Raw genomic sequence first — 19,488 nt, 5'->3', positions numbered from 1 at the left:
TGTTGTCATGAATAAGCGAGTTCACCGTCTGGTTTTCGACCGCAAGCGAGGCATGCGTGTGCCCGCTGCCGAGCACGTGCGCTGTGCCGGCAAGCAAGCAGGTGGTCAGACCCGTGCGGTGGCGGTGGCGGTGGCCTCGCTTCTGGCAGCAACGCAGGCGGAGGTGGTCGATGCAGCCCAGCCGATACGACCGGTGGTGGGCAACGCTGCCCAGGCCTGGTCGGCTCGGACCAACAACCTGCCGGGTGCGGCGGGCAATCTGCCTCAGCGCAACGTGGCGCGTTGGGCTGACAACTATGGCAAGCCGGTAGACCTGCAATACGGCGACACCACCTTGACCATCAACCAGGAAGACCGTCGAGTCATTCTGAACTGGGACACCTTCAACATTGGCTCGGGCTACAGCGTTCATTTCCAGCAGCCCGTTGGTGGCTCGGCCCTGAACAAAATCTGGGATACCAATCCCACCGTCATTCTGGGCAAGCTGACGGCCACGGGCGAAGTCATTCTGGAGAACACCAACGGCGTGTTCTTTGGCCAGACCGCACGGGTCGAAGCGGGTCGCTTTGTGGCCACGGCTTTGTCTTTGTCGAAAGAGGCCTATCTGAAAGGCATTCGTGCCCAGACCGATGGCAACACACCGGTGTTTGGCAGCGATGCAGACAAGCCCAAGGGCGTGGTGTCCATCGAAGCCGGTGCCGAGGTGAAAGCCCTGGCCGGTGGCGATGTGATGATGATCGCGCCCAAGGTGGTCAACGAGGGCAGCATCAGTGCCACGGGCGGCCAGGTGGTGATGGCTGCGGGCCAGAAGGTCTACCTGTACAGCTCGTCTGACCCGGCGCAACGCGGCCTGCTTGTGTCGGTGGATGGCTTCGTGCCGCCTGCCCCTGCGGCCGAGGGCGAGCCGCAGCCTGCCGTCTTGCCAGCAGGAACCAACGGCATCGAAAACAGCGGTGTGATTCGCTCTGAAAAGGGCTCGATCAACCTGGTGGGCATGAGCATTCGCCAGAACGGCGTGCTCACGGCCACCACCGCGGTGAAGGGCGAAAACGGCGCCATCTATCTGCAGGCCAGCAAGACCAGTTCGGCTGGCAGCGGCATGCCCAAGCCCGCCGAGTTGGGCGAGGTGGAGTTGACCGCCAACAGCCGCACCGAGGTGAAGCTCGACGCCAGTGGGGCCACGCAGAAGGACGCGGAGACGTTCTACCGCTCCAATATCCAGATTCTTGGCAAAGACATCCGTGTGCGCAGCGGCGCGCGGGTCGAGGCCAAGGGTGGCAACATCGACCTGTTGGCCACCGAGAACTACCAACCGGTTGGCAGTTTGTCTGCCATCGATGGTGGTGCGACCTTCAGTCAGGATGACGCCACGCTGATCGTGGAAAAGGGCGCCAGCATCGACGCTTCGGGCGTGCGAGATGTCAAGCTCGACATGTCGCGCAACCAGATGTCGGGCCAGTTCTTCAAGATCGAGTTGGCCGATTCGCCCGTGCAGCGTGACGGCGTGCTGTACCGCCAGAAAGTGCAGTTTGACGGTCGCAATGCCGTTACGGTGGGCAACACCAAGGGGTTTTACACCGCGGTCGAACGCACGGTCGATGAGCTGTCGACCAGGGGTGGGCATGTTCGCTTGAATTCCACCGGCAACACGGTGCTGGCCGATGGCGCCGAGGTGGATGTGTCGGGCGGGTCTGTGCGCTATCAGGCCGGTGTGATTTCCACCTCGCTGCTGCGCCGAGGGGATCAACTGATCGCCCTGAACAATGCTCAGGCTGATGTCAAGTACGACCAGTTGATCTCGGCCAGCCAGAGTCTGGCTGTCGATGGCTATGTGCAGGGTAACGACGCCGGTAGCCTGAGCATCGCCGGCTCGCATCGAACCTATGCTGGCTTGTCCGGTGTGAGGGCAGGCGTGGTGGTCGGTCCGTATCAGCGCAGCGGTCAATTCGCATCGAAGGACGGGTACAAGGCCGAAGACAACGCCCCTGTTCCTACAACAGCATCGCGTTCCCTTTACCAGGGGCCTTCGAATCTTTTGATGGGGAACCCTAGCCAGTACGCTAGCCTGCGGCCCCAGTCAGGGTTGATTTCTATTGGCTTCGACTATGGCAATGATGCGAATTTGAAGTCGCAGTTCTTGAGTCAAGTCAATCTGATGGGACCTCGTTCGGCCAGCATCACCACCGTGCCCGAGGCGCACACTTTGGCTGGCAACGCCTTCTTTGATGCCTTGCCTGAGGGCGTGCAGGTCTCGGCTCAAGAGGTACAGCAGACAGGTGCAGGACAGTTGACCTTGATGGCCGACCGTGTCAGCGTAGCGCCCGATGTGAACTTAAATCTGGGTGCATCAGGGGTGTTCGTGGCGCAGGCCAAGGATGATCTAACAGTCTCGGGGCGCATTGAAGCCGCTGGTGGCAAGGTGGTGCTTCGCAGCTATAAGGGTGACGTTCACCTGGAGGGCCAAGCCAGCCTCGACCTGGCTGGCACCGAGTTGGATGAGCGTGGTCGCAGCGCCGGTGCCCAAGCAGTTTCGGTGAAGGGTGGCGAAGCGGTGTTGCAGGCTGGGCAGTCGATCGAGATCGATTCCGGCACGCAGATCGATGTGTCGGCGGGAGTGTGGCGCAACGGCAAGGGCGCTGTGATGAAGGGCGTGGCCGGTTCGATTTCTCTCGCGGCCAATACCACCGAGGTTAAGTTGGAGGAAGGGGTTCCTCGCCCGGTCTACCCCCGCCACGGGCACGTGGCCCTGAATGGCAAGCTATCGGGCTTCGACTTCAGCTCAGGCGGGACATTGAGCATTTCGGGTCTGCCGTCGCTGACCCTTGGGGGGCAAACTGCCAGCTCCGACAAGGGGCTGCAACTCGGGCAGGACTTTTTCTCAAATCACGGTTTCGGTACCTTCAAGCTGTCGGCCTTGGGTGATGTCACGGTGGTCGACAATGCCCTGATCACCCCCACGCTGCGCAATCTGGCCTTCCAAGCTTCTAGCCGCAACCCCAACGACCGTGGCGTGCTGGTGACCCAGACCTTGGAAAAGGGCTTGCGCAAAGGCGTAAACCTTTCCTTGGAAGCGACGTCGAAACCTGTAGGCCCCGATGCGACGGATGTCCCTAGCGAAGGCTACGAGGAGGGCGCGAGCCTAACCGTGGGCCACGATGCTTTGATCGATGTCGGCGCAGGCGGTTCGATCAATCTGCGTGCGGGGCGCAACCTGGTGGTGGATGGCACCTTGCGTGCACAAGGGGGCACGATCAGCTTGAGCCTTCTGGGTAGCCGCGGCTCTGACGTACCCCAGTCCGAAGCAGGCGGTTCGGCCGACGGCGCTGGCTATATTGCCGATCAAATGCTGCGTTTGGCCAGTCATGCCCACCTCGACGCCAGCGGATGGGCCAAGGTCTATACCGATGCCGCGGGGCGCCATATTGGAGAGGTGCTCGGCGGTGGTACCGTCAGCCTGAACTATGACCTGGGTTCGGCGGTTCGCGGCAAGTTGCTGGCCGAGGCTGGTTCGGAGATCGACGTCAGCGGTGCCTCGGGTGATTTGACCTTGGGACGTGGCACGGCGCTGAGCCGCATCAGTAAGGCAGCGGGCACCATCAATGTCGGGGCGACCGATGGCTTCGTGCTGCTGAGCAAGCTCACGGCGAAACGGCCAGATGAGTCCGTGGCTGGTGGCGTGTTCAATGCCAATATCAGCCGGGCGGGATTGGGTGACGTTGTGAAGCCTGGCGGGACACTTTACGAATCCAGCGAGCGCAGCATCATTCTGGCGGCCGACGTTGAGCAGGCCCAACAGCAGGCTGCTGCTGCCCCGTTTGCGGGCGTGGTGTCAGCCAAGACCCTGAACGAAGCCGGCTTCGATCACATTCAATTGCGTGCGGATGACCGTGTGGTGCTGGCCGAGGGCGCGAATCTGGTTGGCAAGACCCATGAGTTCCGCTCCGTCAGCCTGAACACTCGCGTCATCGAGGCGGAAGGCGCAGGAACACACCTTGTTCGTGCTCAGCATGTGGCCTTGGGCAACCGGAATCTGGTAACGCAGTTTGGTGAGTCTGACACGGTTCCGGTTAGCAACTCAGCCACGTCCGGTGAGTCCTCGTTGACCGTACAGGCTGGCCTCATCGAAGTCTATGGCCATAGCGCGCTGCGCGGCCTGAATCAAACTGAATTGGCCGCTACCTTGGCTGCCAATGGCACCTTGACGCGCCGCGATGGCGAGGTGCGCCTCATTGGCCGCCCCATCATCAACAAGGGCGGTCAGGTAACCCAGCCTGAGCTCAGCGGTGAACTGAACTTTGCCGGCGAGCTGACCATTCGGGCAGGCCAGACTTACGCCACCACCTTGTCTGACTTCCATGTCAATGGCGCTGCCGGGGCATCGAGCTTGCAGGTGGCCATGCCAGCCGGTGGTAGCACCAGCCAGACGCCTTTGAGCGCCCTGGGCAGCCTCACGCTCACGGCCCAATCCATCAATGTGGACGGTGTCTTGCGCCAGCCATTTGGTCGCATTGTGATCAACGGCGAAGACACGCCCCAGCTGGGTGCCAACAGCGTGTTGTCGGTGTCGGGCGATGGGGTGAAGGTGCCGGTCGGCACCACGATCAATCAGTCGCAATGGCTGTATCTGGCCGATGGATCCACCCTGGCGGTGGACCCCACTTCGCCTGCCGCCATTTCGTTGGACCAACGCGTGCTGAGCAAGGGCATTCTGGTCAAGGGCAAGAGCCTGTCGATCGATGGCCGTTCACAAATGCAGGCCCAAGCGGGCGGCGACCTGGTGGCTTGGGAGTTTGTGCCCGGCACGGGCGGCAGCACGGACACGCTGAACAAAGCGAACGTGTTTGCCATCTTGCCGAACTACACCTACGACTTCGCCCCGTACGACACCGAAATTGCGCAAGCCACAGCCAAGGCCGGCACACAATTGACTGCCGGGGATCAGGTCTACATTGACTCGGCCAACGGTTTGCTGGCTCCGGGCAAGTACACCCTCTTGCCGGCTCGTTACGCAGTCTTGCCAGGGGCGGTGCTGGTGTCGGAAACCACGGTCAAGAGCGCGGGCCATCTGGCCGAAGGCGTGGTGCGAGACGACGGTAGCGTGACCGTGTCAGGCTACAAGACGGCGGTGGGCACCACCATCAGCGGCGGGGCCGACCCGCGTCTGGCCTTGGTGCTGGAGCCCGAATCAACTTTCCGGGCGCGCAGCGAAATCCGTGTCACCTCGATCAACGACTACCTGGCCGACGCCGAGGGCATGTCGAAGCTTCCGGGCGAAGCCGGGCGCATTGCCTTGCAGTCGACCGACAGCCCGTTTGCCTGGGCGGCTCGCTACAACCTGGCGGGCTTGAAAGACAAGGACGGGAAGGAGGTCTTCGCAGGCGGGCAGTTTGACCTGGCCATGCAAGACATGACCGTGGTGCAAAGTGGCACCGATGCCGCAACGGCCAAGAACGCCGTCACCGTGGAGGCCTTGAAGGCCACTGGGGCGGACAGCATCTTGCTGGGTGGGCATCGTGAAGACACGCAAGCCGGCACCGTGGTGCACCAGACTGCCACCCAGGTGGCGGTGGCCGCCGACTTGAGCGCAAACGAATTGATTGTGGTGGGCCGCAAGGGCGTGACCGTGGCCGATGGGGTGACCATCCGCAGCGATGGCGCCAGCAGCAACCAGGCTCAGCGCCTCATCGTGGAAGGAGAGGGCGCCGCCCTGGTGGCCAGCAACAAGCGCAACACCGCCTTGTCGCGTGACCTTGCTGGCGTGGACCGCACCGCCGACGACGCCAGTCTGACCTTGGGCCGAGGGGTGCAGGTCCAGGCCGCGGCTGTGGAGTTCGATTCCAGTGCCCAGATTACCAAAGCCGAGGGCGTGGCCGTGCGCTCGCAGTCTTTCGGGATGGGCGCTCGCCACATTGCCTTGGGTGGAGCGGTGAAGGACGCGAAGGCGGTCGTGGCTGACGAGCGCCTTCTGGCCGACAAGTCGCGCTTGTCGTTGCGCGCGTACGATGCCCTCGATCTGGTCAACGGCTACAGCTTGCGCCAGAGCGGCTTGACCGACATCACGCTGGATGCACCGCTGATTCGCGGCGTGGGCCAGTCGGGGGCGGTTGCCACGGTGGCTGCCGAGCACGTGACCGTGCGCAATACCTCGGGTGTGGTTGCCGATGCGAAGGCAGACGCAGGTCAGAACGATCTGAAGATCGAGGCTCGCCCAGGGGTGGCCGATGCCACGGCGGAAGGCATCACCCTGGGCGAAGGCACCGTGAAACTGGCCTTTGGCACCGCGGTGTTGCAAACCACGGGTGACGTGGTCATGCGCGGCCAAGGTGGCGTGACCACTCAAGGCGATGCCACGGTGGTGGCCGCGCGTGTCACGGCCGATGCCAAGGCCGATCACGGTGTGACCAGCCAGCAGACGCTGCGGATCACCCATGGTGCTGATGAACGCACCCTGGGTGACCGAGTGGGTGCCGGTGGCAAGGTGCAGTTGGAAGGCCAGCGCGTCATTCAAGATGGCCTGATCGATGTGGCGTCGGGCAAGATTGACATTCATGGAACAGGTCAAGCGGGCCAGGCCACCACAGTGGAACTGACCGCGCGTTCGGAAACGCGGGCGGCGGGTTGGGTGGCCCCAGCCGGCAATGACTGGAGCGTGGCCGCTCCGGGCGGCAAGATCAAGGTTCGTGCAGACGCGGGCGATGTGCTCGTGAATGGCACGCTGGACGTGTCCGCACCGGTGGTGACCCGAGAAGACGGAACCCGTCTGGGTGCGAATGCGGGCAGCATCGAGATCGCTGCCGCAGGCGTGGCCACAGCGGGTGAGGCGTCGCGCGCTCAGGTCATTTTGGGCGAGTCGGCCAAACTCAAGGGGCAGGCCCTTGCTGCAGCGACCTCGGGTCGCATTTCGGTAGATGCCGGCAAGCTCGCTTTGACAGCGGCAGCGCAGGCTGCCGACGCGAACCGTTCCGCGCTCGACACCTTGGCGCGCTTGACGCAAGACGGCGGCTTCCACCAGGAAGTGGCGGTGCGCGTGCGTGAGGGCAATCAGTCCTTGAACAGCACCATGCAGGCGACCCGTGTGCAGATCAGCGCCGACTCCGGTTCGCTGACCTTGGGCAAAGATGCCGTGATCGATGCCCGTGCCGAGCGCGGTGGCGTCGTTCAGTTGACCGCAGGCAAGGATCTGACCTTGAGTGCGGGCAGCCAGGTGTTGGCCGACTCTTCGGCCGACGGCCAAGTGGGGGCCAATGGCGGCGACATCCTGCTGGGTTCGACCGAGGGTTGGGTGGATCTGCAATCGCAGGCCGTGGTGTCTGCACAAGGTGACGATGCCGCAGATGGCCGCATCGTGATCCGCGCCAAGGTGCAAACCGATGTGGATCAACTGGGCGACCAAGCCGATGCCAACCGCATCCAGGTGCGCAAGATTGGCGCCACCCTGAAGGCCGCCGACATTCAAGTCGAGGGCGTTCAGACCTATCGCACCACCGAAGGCAACAATGCCCATACCCAGACAGTGGTGACGACCAGTCGTGGCCCGGTCACCCGTACGGTGGTGACCTTGGAAGGCAAGCAATCGGTTACCACCACCCAGAAGGGCAATGGCATTCAGACCCTGACCACCACGTATGTGACTGACCCGACTACGGGCGAAGTCACCACGTCCACCGTGACCAGCAGCATTGCCTTTGACGAGGGCGTGGTGCCTGTGACCACGATCAAGAAGGCCACTGCGCCTGCCGGTTTCAAGCCGCCTGCCGAGAAGGTGGCGTTTGACACCCCGGCCAAGAACAAAGTGGCAGTGACCCAGTCTGATGCCTTGACGCTGGGCGGCCGCGATGTCGTGGCCGAAGGCCAGAACCTGATGCAGCATCAGGACGGCATCGCCAAGGCGATTGGGCTGGACCAGGCGGGCGGCACCGTGCGTGCCGGGGTCGAAATTCAAACGCCGGGCGACTTCACGCTGGCGCGTGATGTGAACCTGCTCGACAGCCTGCACTTGGGCAACCAGGCCACCAATCTGACCGTGCGTGCTGGGGGCAACCTGAACCTCAATGGCAGCCTCAGCGATGGCTTTGCCAGCGCCAACCGCGCCGATGCTGCGGCCACCACACCTGTGGCCATGGTGGCTGGGCCTGCTGCATCCTTCCGCCTGGTCGCCGGGGCCGATGCCTCAGCGGCCAACGTGCTGGCCACCCGCTCTGCCGCAGACGCAGGAACCTTGACCATTGCGGCAGGCAAGGTGGTTCGCACCACCACCGGCTCGATTGAGATGGCGGCCTCGCAAGACGTGGTGTTGCGCGCCGGTTCGGGCAGCGCCCCGGTACAGGCCGCCGTTTATGTCGCGGGAGGCCCCTCGGCCGACCCCGCGCGTGCCAGCACCGCCGAGCGTGGGGCCTGGCAGCAGTTCACTGCCCATGGTGGCCGACTCGATGTGCGCGCAGGTCGCGACATGGTTCAGCCGCTGGCCTCGCAGTTGTTCAACAACTGGTTCTTCCAGGCTGGCGCCAAAGCGGCCAACGTGTCCTGGGCTTCCAGCTTTGATTCGTTCAAGCAAGGGTGGGGCTCGTTTGGTGGCGGCAACCTCAGCCTGAGCGCGGGCAACAACATCGTCAACCCCGGTGTGGTGGCGCCCACTTCGGCGCGCACCGTGGCCAGTGGTGATGAGAACCCGGTGTACAGCCAGGTGGTCGAGAACGGCGGCGACATCCTGGTTCGCGCCGGCAACGACATCATTGGTGGCGCGTACTTCCTGGGCCGAGGCCAAGGCCGAATCGAGGCCGGCGGTTCGATTTTGAAGGGGGCCCCTGTGGCGGGCACCGAGACCGAGACAGGTCTGGTGCTGGGCTTGATGGACGGCCAATGGTCGGTGCAGTCGACGGGCGACCTGTCGCTGTCCGCGGTGTACAACCCGACCATGCTGGGTCTGGCTGCTGGCAAGGGCGGACGTAAGGCCGCCGGGGCCCAAGCGGGCACCACGTTGACCAATGTGGCCTACGACACCTATGCCGACAACGCAGGCCTGTCGCTGAGCAGTGTGGCGGGCGACATCGATTGGGCCGTCGCGGGCAAGGGTGACTTCGTGGCGGCCTTCCTGGCCCTGCACAAGGGTCAGAGCGCAGCGGGTGAGCAACTGTCGGCTTTGTCGGGCGATGCCTCCGAGCGCGCCGAGTTGATGTACCTGCCCGCCGACCTGAAGGCAACGGCCCTTCAGGGGCAAATCAGCCTGGCCATCAACTCACCCAGTGCCACCGCCGTGGCTCAGAAACAGTCGGATCACACCAACCTGAATCTGTTTGCGGGCGATGAACTGCTGCTGTCGGGCAACAACGCTTCGTGGGCCGTGAACCCTGGGACAGGCCAGGCTTGGACGACACGCACTGTCAATGCGCCGGCCAACTCGGACCCGAGCTTGAAATCGAGCGCGACCAAGAACCTGCTGGCCACTCAGTTGATCAATTCGACTGACCCGCAAGACATGGGCGTGGCCGCAGGCCAGGATCCAGTTCGCATTCACGCGGGGGGCGATCTGGTGTTCGATGGCCTGACCTTGAATGTGGCCAAGGCCAGCTTGATCAGCGCCGGTGGCGACATCGTGGAGCCGAGCTACGTGGGCCAACACCAGTTGAGCACGGATGTGACCCGCATCGCAGCGGGCGGCAATATCGTGGGCCACTTGAATGCCGGCACGTCTCGTGAGTTCGGTGTGGTTCAGGTGTCCGGTCCTGGTGAGCTGCAAGTCGATGCGGGCAAGAACCTCGACCTGCGCAACGCTTACGGCATCGAGACCGTGGGCCTGCGCCAAGCCGACGGCTCGGTCGGTGTCGGGGCCTCCTTGCGGGTGGCAGCTGGCACGGCCAAGTCGGTTGACGCTCCAGCTTTTGCCCAGCGCTACCTGAAAGACACGGGTAACCAACAAGCCCTGATCGCCTATGTGCAAGACGTGCTGAAAGTGAGCGGCCTGAGCTATGAGCAAGCCTGGACCGCCTTCCAGACCTTGAGTCAGGCGCATCAGGTGGCCTTCGCTGAGCCCTTGGTGTCGGCTGCTTTCGTGCAGCGCTACATCGAGGGGGGGCGCTCGTCCGACCCGGTGTGGGCGCAGGTGGCACACGATGGTGGTGTGGCGGTCGACGATCTGCAGTCAGACCTGTACAAGCAATACACCAAAGCACAGTCGGCTCTCGTCTCTTATGTGGAAGGTGTGCAGAAGGTATCGGGCCTGAACTTCGAGAAGGCGCTGCAAGCCTATCGCGGTATGAGTGCCACCGAGCAGGCGGCCTTGGTCGACAAGAAAAAGAACCTGTCGCCCGCGGTGCTGGCGGCGTTGATGGCCGCCGACACCAGCTATGCCTATGCCAGCCAGTGGCAGGCGCGGGTGGAACAGGCGCGAGCTGTGAACCCGAAGGTGCAGACTGGGTATGACTCCCTGCTGTTCGCGCAATTCCGCGACGATGTGGTGATGGCCGAGCTCAAGCGTCTGGGTGGCATCGTGTCCAACGTGGCGGACTCGAGCAACCCCTTGATGAATGCGCGTCGTGAGTCGGTGCGTCAGGCCATCTGGGGTCAGGCGCGCGACATGACCGAGGTGGCAGGCCTGGCGGCACCCTTCTCTTTCCAGGGGGAAATGAACCTGGCTTCGAGCAAGATCCACACCCAGGGCTATGGCGATGTGCAGCAAGGCGGCATCGATCTGTTCGTGCCTGGCGGTGGGGTGCAGGTCGGCCGCGCGGCCGCATCGGCCTTCGATCGTGGCGCGGAAGAGGCGGCCCGCCGCGGTCTGATTGCCACCCATGGCGGCAGCATCCGGTCTTACTCGGCGGGGGACTTCCAGGTCAATTCGCAGAAGGCCTTCGTGGTGGGTGAGGGGGACCTGCTGGTCTACTCAGCCAAGGGCAACATCGACTCGGGGCGTGGTTCCAACACCGACTTGGCCGTGCCGCCACTGTCGGCGCAGACCGATCCGTTCACGGGCGGCAAACAGTTCATCGCCAAGGCCCCGACTTCGGGTAGCGGTATCGGCATTCTGAAGAACGCCGATGGCACCTCGAGCGGCAAGGTCTTGCTGCTGGCGCCGGAAGGTGAGGTGCGCGCACTGGATGCCTTCATCCAGGGGCCTGAGGTGGTCTTGCCAGGCAAGGTGCTGGGTGCGGACAACATCAAGGGCGATGTGAAGGGCCAGAGCGCACCGCCGGCTGTGAGCGTGAACCTGGCCATCAACACCGGCTTGGGTACCGAGACGGCCGCTGGCGAAAGCAAGGACCAGATCGAATCGAAGAAATCGCCCGCGAAGAACCGCTCTTCGCTGGTGACAGTCGATGTGCTGGGGATGGGTGACGCCGAGCCCCCCGCCGCTGGGGCGCCGGCCGATGACGATAAAAAGTCATCTTGCAAAAACGAAAAGGACTGCAAGCGCTGACTTCGCGGGCTGACTTCACACCCTATGACTCCCCCTACCCATGGGGGAGTTTTCTTTTGTGACGATGGCGTGACGGTGGTTTGTTTCGGGGTGATCCGATGGGACTAATCGTTCGTCCTCACCACGACACACGCTGTTTCGACAATCACGGCTTCCCTGCGTGTGATGGATGTCGTCATGAAAGTAATGCGTTCTCTGACCCTGGCGCTGGCCCTCGGTGCCGGCTTGATGCCCCTGTCTTCCCATGCCTGGTGGAATGGTGATTTCAAGCACCGCACCAAGGTCACCCTCAACACCACAGCTCAAGGGGTGGAAACGAAGGAAGCCTTGTCGGGCGTGGTGGTGCCCGTGCGCCTGCACTCGGGCAACTTCGACTTCCTGGCTGCCAAGCCCGATGGCTCAGACATCCGCGTGGTGGGTGCTGACGACAAGGCCCCGTTGAAGTTCTGGGTGGAGCGCTTTGACGCCACCAACGAACTGGCCGTCCTGTGGGTGCAGGTGCCCAACGTGGCGCCGGGTACCGACAAGAACCTGGTCTATGTGTACGCAGGCAATGACAAGGCCGCGGCAGAGGCCACCAGCGCCACCATTTTTGACGGCGCCATGCTGGCGGCCATCACCATGAGCGGGCAAGCAGGCGAGGCCGTCGATGCCTCGGGCCAGATCAAGTCGGGCGCCGCCATTGCGCGCGAAGCCAACGGCCTGATCGGCGCCGCCGCGCGCCTGGATGGCCAGCAAGCCCTCTCGTTCAGCAGCGACAAACTCAAGGCTGGCGCCACAGGCCCCTACAGCATCAGCCTGTGGGTCAAGCCTGAGGCAGCGGCTGGCAAGCTGATTCGCCAAGGGGCTTTGGTGGTGTCGCTCGAAGGCGGCAAGCTGAGCGCGAGCTTGGGTTCGGTGCAAGCGGCCGGTGGCGAGCTGCCTGCCAATGCCTGGGCCCATGTGGCCGTGACCGTAGGTGCCGGCAAGCTGACCACTTATGTGAATGGCGCACAAGCCGCTCAGGCTGATCTGGGGGCGGGCGCAGCGATCGAAGGCCCACTGACGGTGGGCGAGGGTGTGAAGGGCTTGGTCGACGAGCTGGAAGTGGCTTCCACCGTGCGCAGTGCTGACTGGATCAAGCTGGCGGCGGCCGCTCAGAGTGCCGATGCCAAGCTGGTGGCCTCGGTCACCCAGACCGCCGACAGCGCCGATGCGGAACAGGGCGGCGAGCCCGGCTACTTCGGCATCCTGGTCAAGAACCTGACGGTCGACGCCTGGGTGGTCATCATCATCCTGGCCATCATGTTTGCCGTGGCTGCCTGGGTCATGGCCAGCAAGGCCATGTTGGTGGGCCGTGCCGACCGCGACAACCAGAACTTCCTCAAGCGCTTCCGCGATGCCCGCGATGTGATGGCCGTGGGCGATCTGGCCTACAAGCACTCCACCTTGGCGCGGCTGTACTCGGCTGGCCTGCGTGAGCTGACCAAGCGCGATGTGGGCAAGGAAGGAACCGCGGGCTTGTCGGGGGCCTCGATCGATGCCGTGAAGGCCGCCATCGATGCCGACCTGGTTCGCGAGAACCACACCCTGAACGCCAAGATGGTCTTGCTGACGATTGCCATTTCCGGTGGCCCCTTCCTGGGCCTGCTGGGTACCGTGGTGGGCGTGATGATCACCTTCGCCGCCATTGCTGCCGCTGGCGACGTCAACGTGAACGCCATTGCCCCCGGCATCGCAGCAGCGCTGCTGGCCACGGTGGCGGGGCTGGGCGTGGCGATTCCCGCCCTGTTTGGCTACAACTACCTGGCCGCCCGCATCAAGAACATTTCGTCTGACATGCAGATCTTTGTCGACGAATTCGTGACCCGCGTGGCCGAGACCTACGGTGCCCGCTGATCGCGCCCCGACACTGACAGGAGCAGGCCGTGTCCGCAGACGTTAAAGGCGACAACCAGCCGTACGACGACATCAACATCACCCCGATGTTGGACCTGGCGTATGTGCTGCTGGTGACCTTCATCATCATGACCACCGCGTCCGTTCAGGGGGTGAAGGTGACGCCGCCCCTGACCTCGGCGGCCAACAACCTGGCCAAGCCGCAGACGCGCGGCATCACGATCACGGCCGATGGTCAGGTCTATCTGGACGCCTACCCCGTGAGCATCGACCAGTTGCAGACCAACCTGGCTCAGTACAAGGCCGCCAACCCCAACTTGCCCGTCGTGTTGAAGGCCGATGCCGCCGCGCAATACGACAAGGTCATGGAGGTGCTGGAGGTGGCCAAGCGACTGGATATCACCGAGATTGGTCTGGCGACCAAGCGTTCGCAGTAAAGCGCAGCAAAGGAGAACGGCATGCACGTTCAAGAGGACGCCAAGCCTTACGACACCATCAACGTCACCCCGATGTTGGACCTGGCCTATGTGCTGCTGGTCGTGTTCATTCTGATGACGACGGCCTCGGTGCAGGGCTTGAGCATCAACATGCCCAAGCCGAGCAACAAGCCCAGCACCGAAAAGCATGAGCTCAAGGTGGTGCAGGTCATGCCCGATGGGGCTGTGCTGATCAACGGGGCTTCCGTGAGCTTTCCTGAGCTGGAAGCTCAGTTGCAGCAAGCCAAGGCCCGCGATCCAAAGATGAGCGTGGCCATCAAGGGCGATGCCCGCACCCAGTACGCCAAGGTGGTGTCGGTCATCGATCTGTGCAACCGGCTGGAGGTCCCCATGGGCCTGGTCACTTCACGCATTGGAACCTGATCATGAGTGCCGTGTTATCGGGTGACCCCGCGTTGAACGAGCCCCTGGACGACGGCAGCGAAGGCCGTTGGCAGAAGTTTCTGATTGCGGCGGTCATCGTTTCGATTCTGGTCACGCTGGTGTGGTGGGGCGTTCGCGCCGCCAGCCAAGGCAGCGCTGGCCCCAAGCGACAGACCGTCAAGATCGCGGTACTGCCTGACACCCCTCCGCCTCCACCGCCGCCCAAGCAGGAAAAGCCGCCCGAGCCTGAAAAGCAGGATCTCAAGCCGCAACCTCAGCAGGAACAGATCAAGCCGCAAGAAGCTCAGCCAGCTCCTGCGCAATTGAAGATGGATGGCCCGGCAGGCGATGGCCCGAGCGCCTTTGCTGCGGGGGCAGTGTCGTCTGAATACAAGGGCGGCGAAATTGGCACCGGCACGGGCGGTGTCAACAAGTTGCAGTTCGCCTTCTTCACCTCGCAGTTGCAGAAGCACATCCAGCTGCAACTGGCCAAGAACAGCGCCATCAAGCTCAACGACTACCGCGTCAACGTGCAGGTCTGGCTGACACCGTCAGGCGACTTCCAACGCGTGGAACTGTTGTCGAGCACGGGTGACGCCCAAATGGATGAGGCCTTGCAAGGCGCGCTCAACCACATGGCCGCGATGCGCGACGTGCCAGCCAATTTGCCGCAACCCATTCGCCTGCGAATCACCAACCGGATGACCGGTTGAACCCTATCGAGAAGTCAATGATGAGCAAGAAACCTATTGGTCTTCCCCAGATTTCCGCACTGACCCTGGCGCTGTGCGCAGCGCTGGCTCATGCCCAAGCTGAGCCCGCAGCCAGCGGTGAGGCCGCTGCGGTTCCGCCGACTGTGCAGCGCGTGCCTTACCTCAGCGAGGCCATGAAGACTCAGATCCGCAACGAGATCAAGGAAGAGATCCTCACCCAGGCGCGAGCCGAGCGCTGGGGCGTGCCCAATGCCAGCCCCGCCTGGGCCGACCGCATCAAGATCGACGGCGACATTCGTTATCGTCATCAGGCCGATCGTCCCGGCAAAGACAACACGCCACCGTATGTCTACCTGGGTGCCGAAGGCGCGAATGACAACGGCATCAGCCGCGCGCCAGACTTTGCTGCTTTCAACAGTTCGGGTTATGCCACGGCCAGCACCGAAGACAAGCGTGACCGCGAGCGCCTGCGCCTGCGTCTGGGCTTGACGGCCAAGGTGTCCGACGAAGTGGGGGTGGGCGTGCGTCTGGCTACCGGCAACACCACAGACCGTGTTTCTACCAATCAGACCTTGGGCCAAGGCTTCAACAAGTATCAGTTGCTGGTTGACCGTGCCTTCATCCGACTCGATCCCCTGGAGTCGCTGACGGTGCATGCCGGGCGCATGCCCAACCCCTGGTTCGCCACCGAAATGGTGTGGAGCGACAACCTCAACTTCGAAGGCCTGGCAGCCACCCTGCGCCGGGTGCCAGAAGAAGGCACCTTCGTGCCGTTTGCCACCATGGGCTGGTTTCCCCTGCGCGAAGCGTCCAAACCGGCGCGTGGTTCGCGGGCTTTGACGGGCGCCCAGGTGGGCCTGTCGTGGGAGCCGGCGTCTCGCATGCGTGTCAAGGCTGGCTTGGCCATCTACTCCTACAAGAATATCGCCGGCCAGCAAGACCTCGACTACATCACCGACGGCACCCAAGTCACCGGCGTGGGCGCCACTTATGGCCAGTACGAATACGCCAGCAACATGCGCCAGAAGGGCAACACCGTGTTCGAGACGAACCCGGCCTTCGATCGCAATCAGTCGCCCGTGTGGGGGCTGGCCTATCAGTTCCGCCCCATGGTGTTGACCCTGTCGGCCGAGCTGACCCATTTCAGCCCCTACTCCTTGCTGCTGTCGGCCGAGTACGCCCGCAACACTGCGTTTGACGTCGACAACTTCCACAAGCGCGCGGGGGCCGCGTTCGCCAACGTGAACCCCGGTGGCAAAGACTCGGGCTATCACCTCAAGCTCGCCTTTGGCGCCCCAGAAGTGCGCGAAGAAGGCCAGTGGCAAGTCGCCACCACCTATCGCCATGTGGGCTCCGATGCCGTGCTGGATGCCTTCACCGACAGCGACCTGGGCTTGGGGGGCACCAACCTGAAGGGCTTCACGATGGGGGCCAGCTATGGCCTGTATCGCAACACGTCCCTGGGCGCGCGTTACCTGTCGGCCCAGACCATCGAGTCGCCACTGAACGCGTCCTACCCTGACGCGAAGTACAAGGTCAACACATTGCAGGTGGATTTGAATGTGCGCTTCTGATCAATCTCAAGTCAAATCCGTGACCCGCACGGTGGGGCTGGTGCTGGCCTTGGCTTTGGGCGCAGGGGTCTTCCCCGCAGCCCATGCCGCAGGCGATCGAGACCAGGAACAGGTGCGCCGCCTGAAGTTGCAGATGCGCCAGATTCAGCAAGAGCAGGCCGATGCACAAGCCAAAGTGGCGGCTGACAAGGCCGAGCTGGAAAGCTCGGTGAAGCAAGCCCGCAGTGAGGCAGCGGCCACCAAGGCGGCAGCCGCTCAGGCCAGTCGGCGCCTGGCTGCGCTCAACAGCGAACTGCAAAGCCTGCGCGACGAGAAAGTCAGCCTGCAAGCCCAACTGGCTGACCTTCAGAAGAAGCTCGACGACCAAAAGGCCTCCGCTCAGACTCAGGCGGAAGACGCTCGCACCCGTCTGACCGAGCAGAAGGGCCAGTACGAGGCCCTGCAAGCACGGCATGCCCAATGCAGCAAGGACAACGCCGACTTGTATCAGGTGGGGCAAGACTTGCTGGCCCGCTACGAAGACAAAGGTCTGGCCGAAGTCTTGTACGCCAAGGAACCGGTTGTGCAACTGGGGCGTGTGAAGCTGGAAAACCTGGCCGCGCAGTATCGTGATCGTCTGGAGGCGGGACGCAGCCAACCCTGATGGCTTCTGGGGGGTTGACCAATTCAGACCTGCGGCGACAATGAGTTCCAGAGGAACACACACATGGCAATCAAGTTCAAGTCGCAGGCCACTGGAGATCTGGTGATGGTCCAGGCCACCGCCCAGGCTGTACTGCAACTGCTGGGCAAGTCAGCCGACGGGCCCGGCATCATCGAGCCGGCGGACATGCCTCAGGCGCTGGCCGCTTTGCGCGCGGCGTCGGATGAGGTCGTTCAGCCTCCCGAAGACGACGATCACCCCGCGCCAGCCTTTCCGGATGAGGTCGTCAGCCTGCGCAAGCGGGCCTACCCCCTGGCGCAGATGATCGAGCGCGCCCTGGCCGAAGGCAAACCCATCGTCTGGGGAGTCTGATACGCGGGCAGGGGATTGTGCGGTGCAGCAACTGTGCGGCATGATGTCGCCATGGCTGAGAACATCACCCAACTGCTGGTCATTCGCCATGGCGAAACGGCCTGGAATCTGGAAACGCGCATCCAGGGGCAAATCGACATTCCCCTCAACGACCATGGGCGTTGGCAGGCCGATCGCCTGGCGCGTGCGCTGCGCACCGAGGGCATTGATGTGCTCTACGCCAGTGATCTCAGCCGCGCCACCGAAACCGCTGAAGCGGTTTCGCGCCATCTCGATTTGCCTTTGACCCTCGACATGGGCCTGCGTGAGCGCCATTTCGGGCGCCTGGAAGGCCTGACCCACGATGAAATCGCCCAGCACTGGCCGGATGACGCCCGTCGCTGGCGCGGGCGCGACCCGGCGTATGGGCCCGAGGGCGGCGAAACCCTGACTCAGTTCTATCAGCGCTGCGTGGGCACACTGGAGCGGCTGGCTGCGCGCCACCCGGGGCAGACCGTGGCCGTGGTGGCTCACGGCGGCGTGCTCGATTGTTTCTACCGGGCGGCCAATCGCATTGATCTGACCGAGCCCCGAGCCTGGAAGATCACCAACGCCAGCATCAACCGCTTGCTGTACACCCCTCAGGGCTTCAGTCTGGTCGCCTGGGCCGATTGCCGCCACCTCGAAGGCGACGACGATCTCGACGAGGCCACCGACGGCTCGCTGGCCCCGGCCTGAGTTCACAACATATTGCGCTGCAAGGTTTTGGAAAAACTTGTATAGTCAATCTAATTGTTGACTAGGCAAACATTTCCGGAAGGTAAACCATGTTCCGTCGATTGGGATTGAGCGCGCTGTTGGTGTCGATGCTGGCCGCCTGCGGTCAGGGTGGGGATGAGGGCAAAGCTGCGGGCGCGAAGCCGGCCGGGCCGGCCATGCCGCCCGCCCAGGTGGGCGTGGTGAAGGTGGGGCTCGAGCGTGTGCCGGTGATGGCCGAGTTGCCGGGGCGCCTGGAAGCCGTGCGCACAGCCCAAGTGCGCGCTCGCGTGGCGGGCATCTTGCAAAAGCGGCAGTTCACCGAAGGCGCCGACGTGAAGGCGGGTGAATCGCTTTTCCAGATTGATTCGGCCACCTACAAGGCGGCACTGGAAAGCGCGCAAGCCACCCAGGCCAAGGCCGAGGCGAACCTGGCGCAGGCCACCGCTTTGGTCGAGCGCTACCAGCCTTTGCAAGCCGCCAAGGCCATCAGCCCACAGGAATTCCTCAACGCCCAGGTGGCGCAACGCCAGGCGCAAGCCGATGTGGCTGCGGCCAAAGCGGCCGTGCAAACCGCCCGCATCAATCTGGGCTATGCCTCGGTTGTGGCGCCCATTTCGGGCCGCATCGGCCGCGCCTTGGTGACCGAAGGGGCCTTGGTGGGCCAGGGTGAAGCCACCCAGTTGGCCGTCATTCAGCAAATCAACCCGCTGTATGTGAACTTCACCCAGCCCGCCAATGAAGTCATCAAACTGAAGAAGGCCATGGAAGCCGGCACCCTCAAGAAGGCCGGCAAGCACGCTGCTGCGGTGCGTGTGGTGCTGGACGATGGCACCGAATACCCGCTGCAAGGCAAGCTGCTGTTCTCTGATCTGACCGTGGACCCCACTTCAGGCCAGGTGTCGCTGCGTGCCGAGTTGCCCAACCCCGATGGCTTGCTGCTGCCCGGCATGTATGTGCGCGTGCGTCTGGAGCAGGCCGAAGTGGAAGGGGGCATGCTGTTGCCGCAGCAGGCGGTGACGCGTAGCAACCAGGCCGACACCGTCATGGTGGTCGATGCCGAAGGCAAGATTTCGCCGCGTCCCATCAAGTTGGGCGGCGCGCGGGGCAACCAGTGGGTCGTGTTGGGTGGCTTGCAGCCGGGCGAGCAAGTCATGGTCGATGGCTTCCAGAAGATCATGATGAACCCCAAGGCCCCGGTCAAGGCCGTGCCCTGGACGCCTGCTGCACCGGTGACGCCGTCGTCGGCGGCCGCGCCCGCCGCAGCATCGGCCGCTTCCGCCGCTTCTCGCTGAAGGGA

Annotated in this window: 10 protein-coding genes; all 10 read left to right on the top strand. The window is 63.4% G+C overall.

Annotated features, from left to right (window positions below):
• The first annotated feature begins 7 nt into the window (after positions 1–7).
• The 10 genes from VFW72_RS09635 (at position 8) to VFW72_RS09590 (ending at position 19,483) form a co-directional block, all read left to right on the top strand.
• Positions 8–11,413 carry a filamentous haemagglutinin family protein gene (locus tag VFW72_RS09635; protein ID WP_329674072.1) on the top strand — a complete coding sequence of 3,802 codons (11,406 nt, stop codon included), beginning with the start codon at positions 8–10 and terminating at the stop codon, positions 11,411–11,413.
• Positions 11,414–11,590: 177 nt separating this feature from the next.
• Positions 11,591–13,291, top strand: a complete 1,701-nt coding sequence (locus VFW72_RS09630; protein ID WP_329674071.1) for a DUF2341 domain-containing protein — start codon at positions 11,591–11,593, stop codon at positions 13,289–13,291.
• A 29-nt stretch (positions 13,292–13,320) separates the two neighbouring features.
• A complete protein-coding gene (locus tag VFW72_RS09625) occupies positions 13,321–13,728 on the top strand; it encodes a biopolymer transporter ExbD (RefSeq protein ID WP_329674070.1) in 408 nt (135 codons plus the stop codon).
• 21 nt (positions 13,729–13,749) lie between these two features.
• Positions 13,750–14,151 carry a biopolymer transporter ExbD gene (locus VFW72_RS09620; protein WP_329674069.1) on the top strand — a complete coding sequence of 134 codons (402 nt, stop codon included), beginning with the start codon at positions 13,750–13,752 and terminating at the stop codon, positions 14,149–14,151.
• Positions 14,152–14,153: 2 nt separating this feature from the next.
• On the top strand, positions 14,154–14,864 hold the full coding sequence (locus VFW72_RS09615; RefSeq protein WP_329674068.1) for a TonB C-terminal domain-containing protein: 711 nt from the start codon (positions 14,154–14,156) through the stop codon (positions 14,862–14,864).
• A 20-nt stretch (positions 14,865–14,884) separates the two neighbouring features.
• Positions 14,885–16,438 (top strand): putative porin, encoded by a 1,554-nt coding sequence (locus VFW72_RS09610; protein WP_329674067.1) that lies wholly within the window; start codon positions 14,885–14,887, stop codon positions 16,436–16,438.
• Positions 16,425–17,081, top strand: a complete 657-nt coding sequence (locus VFW72_RS09605; RefSeq protein ID WP_329674066.1) for a hypothetical protein — start codon at positions 16,425–16,427, stop codon at positions 17,079–17,081. Before VFW72_RS09610 ends, VFW72_RS09605 begins: the two co-directional genes overlap by 14 nt.
• A 63-nt stretch (positions 17,082–17,144) precedes the next feature.
• Positions 17,145–17,453, top strand: coding sequence for a DUF1840 domain-containing protein (locus VFW72_RS09600; protein ID WP_329674065.1), 309 nt, complete (start codon positions 17,145–17,147; stop codon positions 17,451–17,453).
• 51 nt (positions 17,454–17,504) lie between these two features.
• Positions 17,505–18,170, top strand: a complete 666-nt coding sequence (locus VFW72_RS09595) for a histidine phosphatase family protein (RefSeq protein ID WP_329674064.1) — start codon at positions 17,505–17,507, stop codon at positions 18,168–18,170.
• An 89-nt stretch (positions 18,171–18,259) separates the two neighbouring features.
• Positions 18,260–19,483 (top strand): efflux RND transporter periplasmic adaptor subunit, encoded by a 1,224-nt coding sequence (locus VFW72_RS09590; RefSeq protein WP_329674063.1) that lies wholly within the window; start codon positions 18,260–18,262, stop codon positions 19,481–19,483.
• Positions 19,484–19,488 lie beyond the last annotated feature (5 nt).

Source organism: Aquabacterium sp., assembly GCF_036273115.1.
Lineage (GTDB): Bacteria > Pseudomonadota > Gammaproteobacteria > Burkholderiales > Burkholderiaceae_C > Aquabacterium.
Note: the sequence above shows the minus strand (reverse complement) of the source record. Positions and strands in the feature narration are given on the sequence as shown.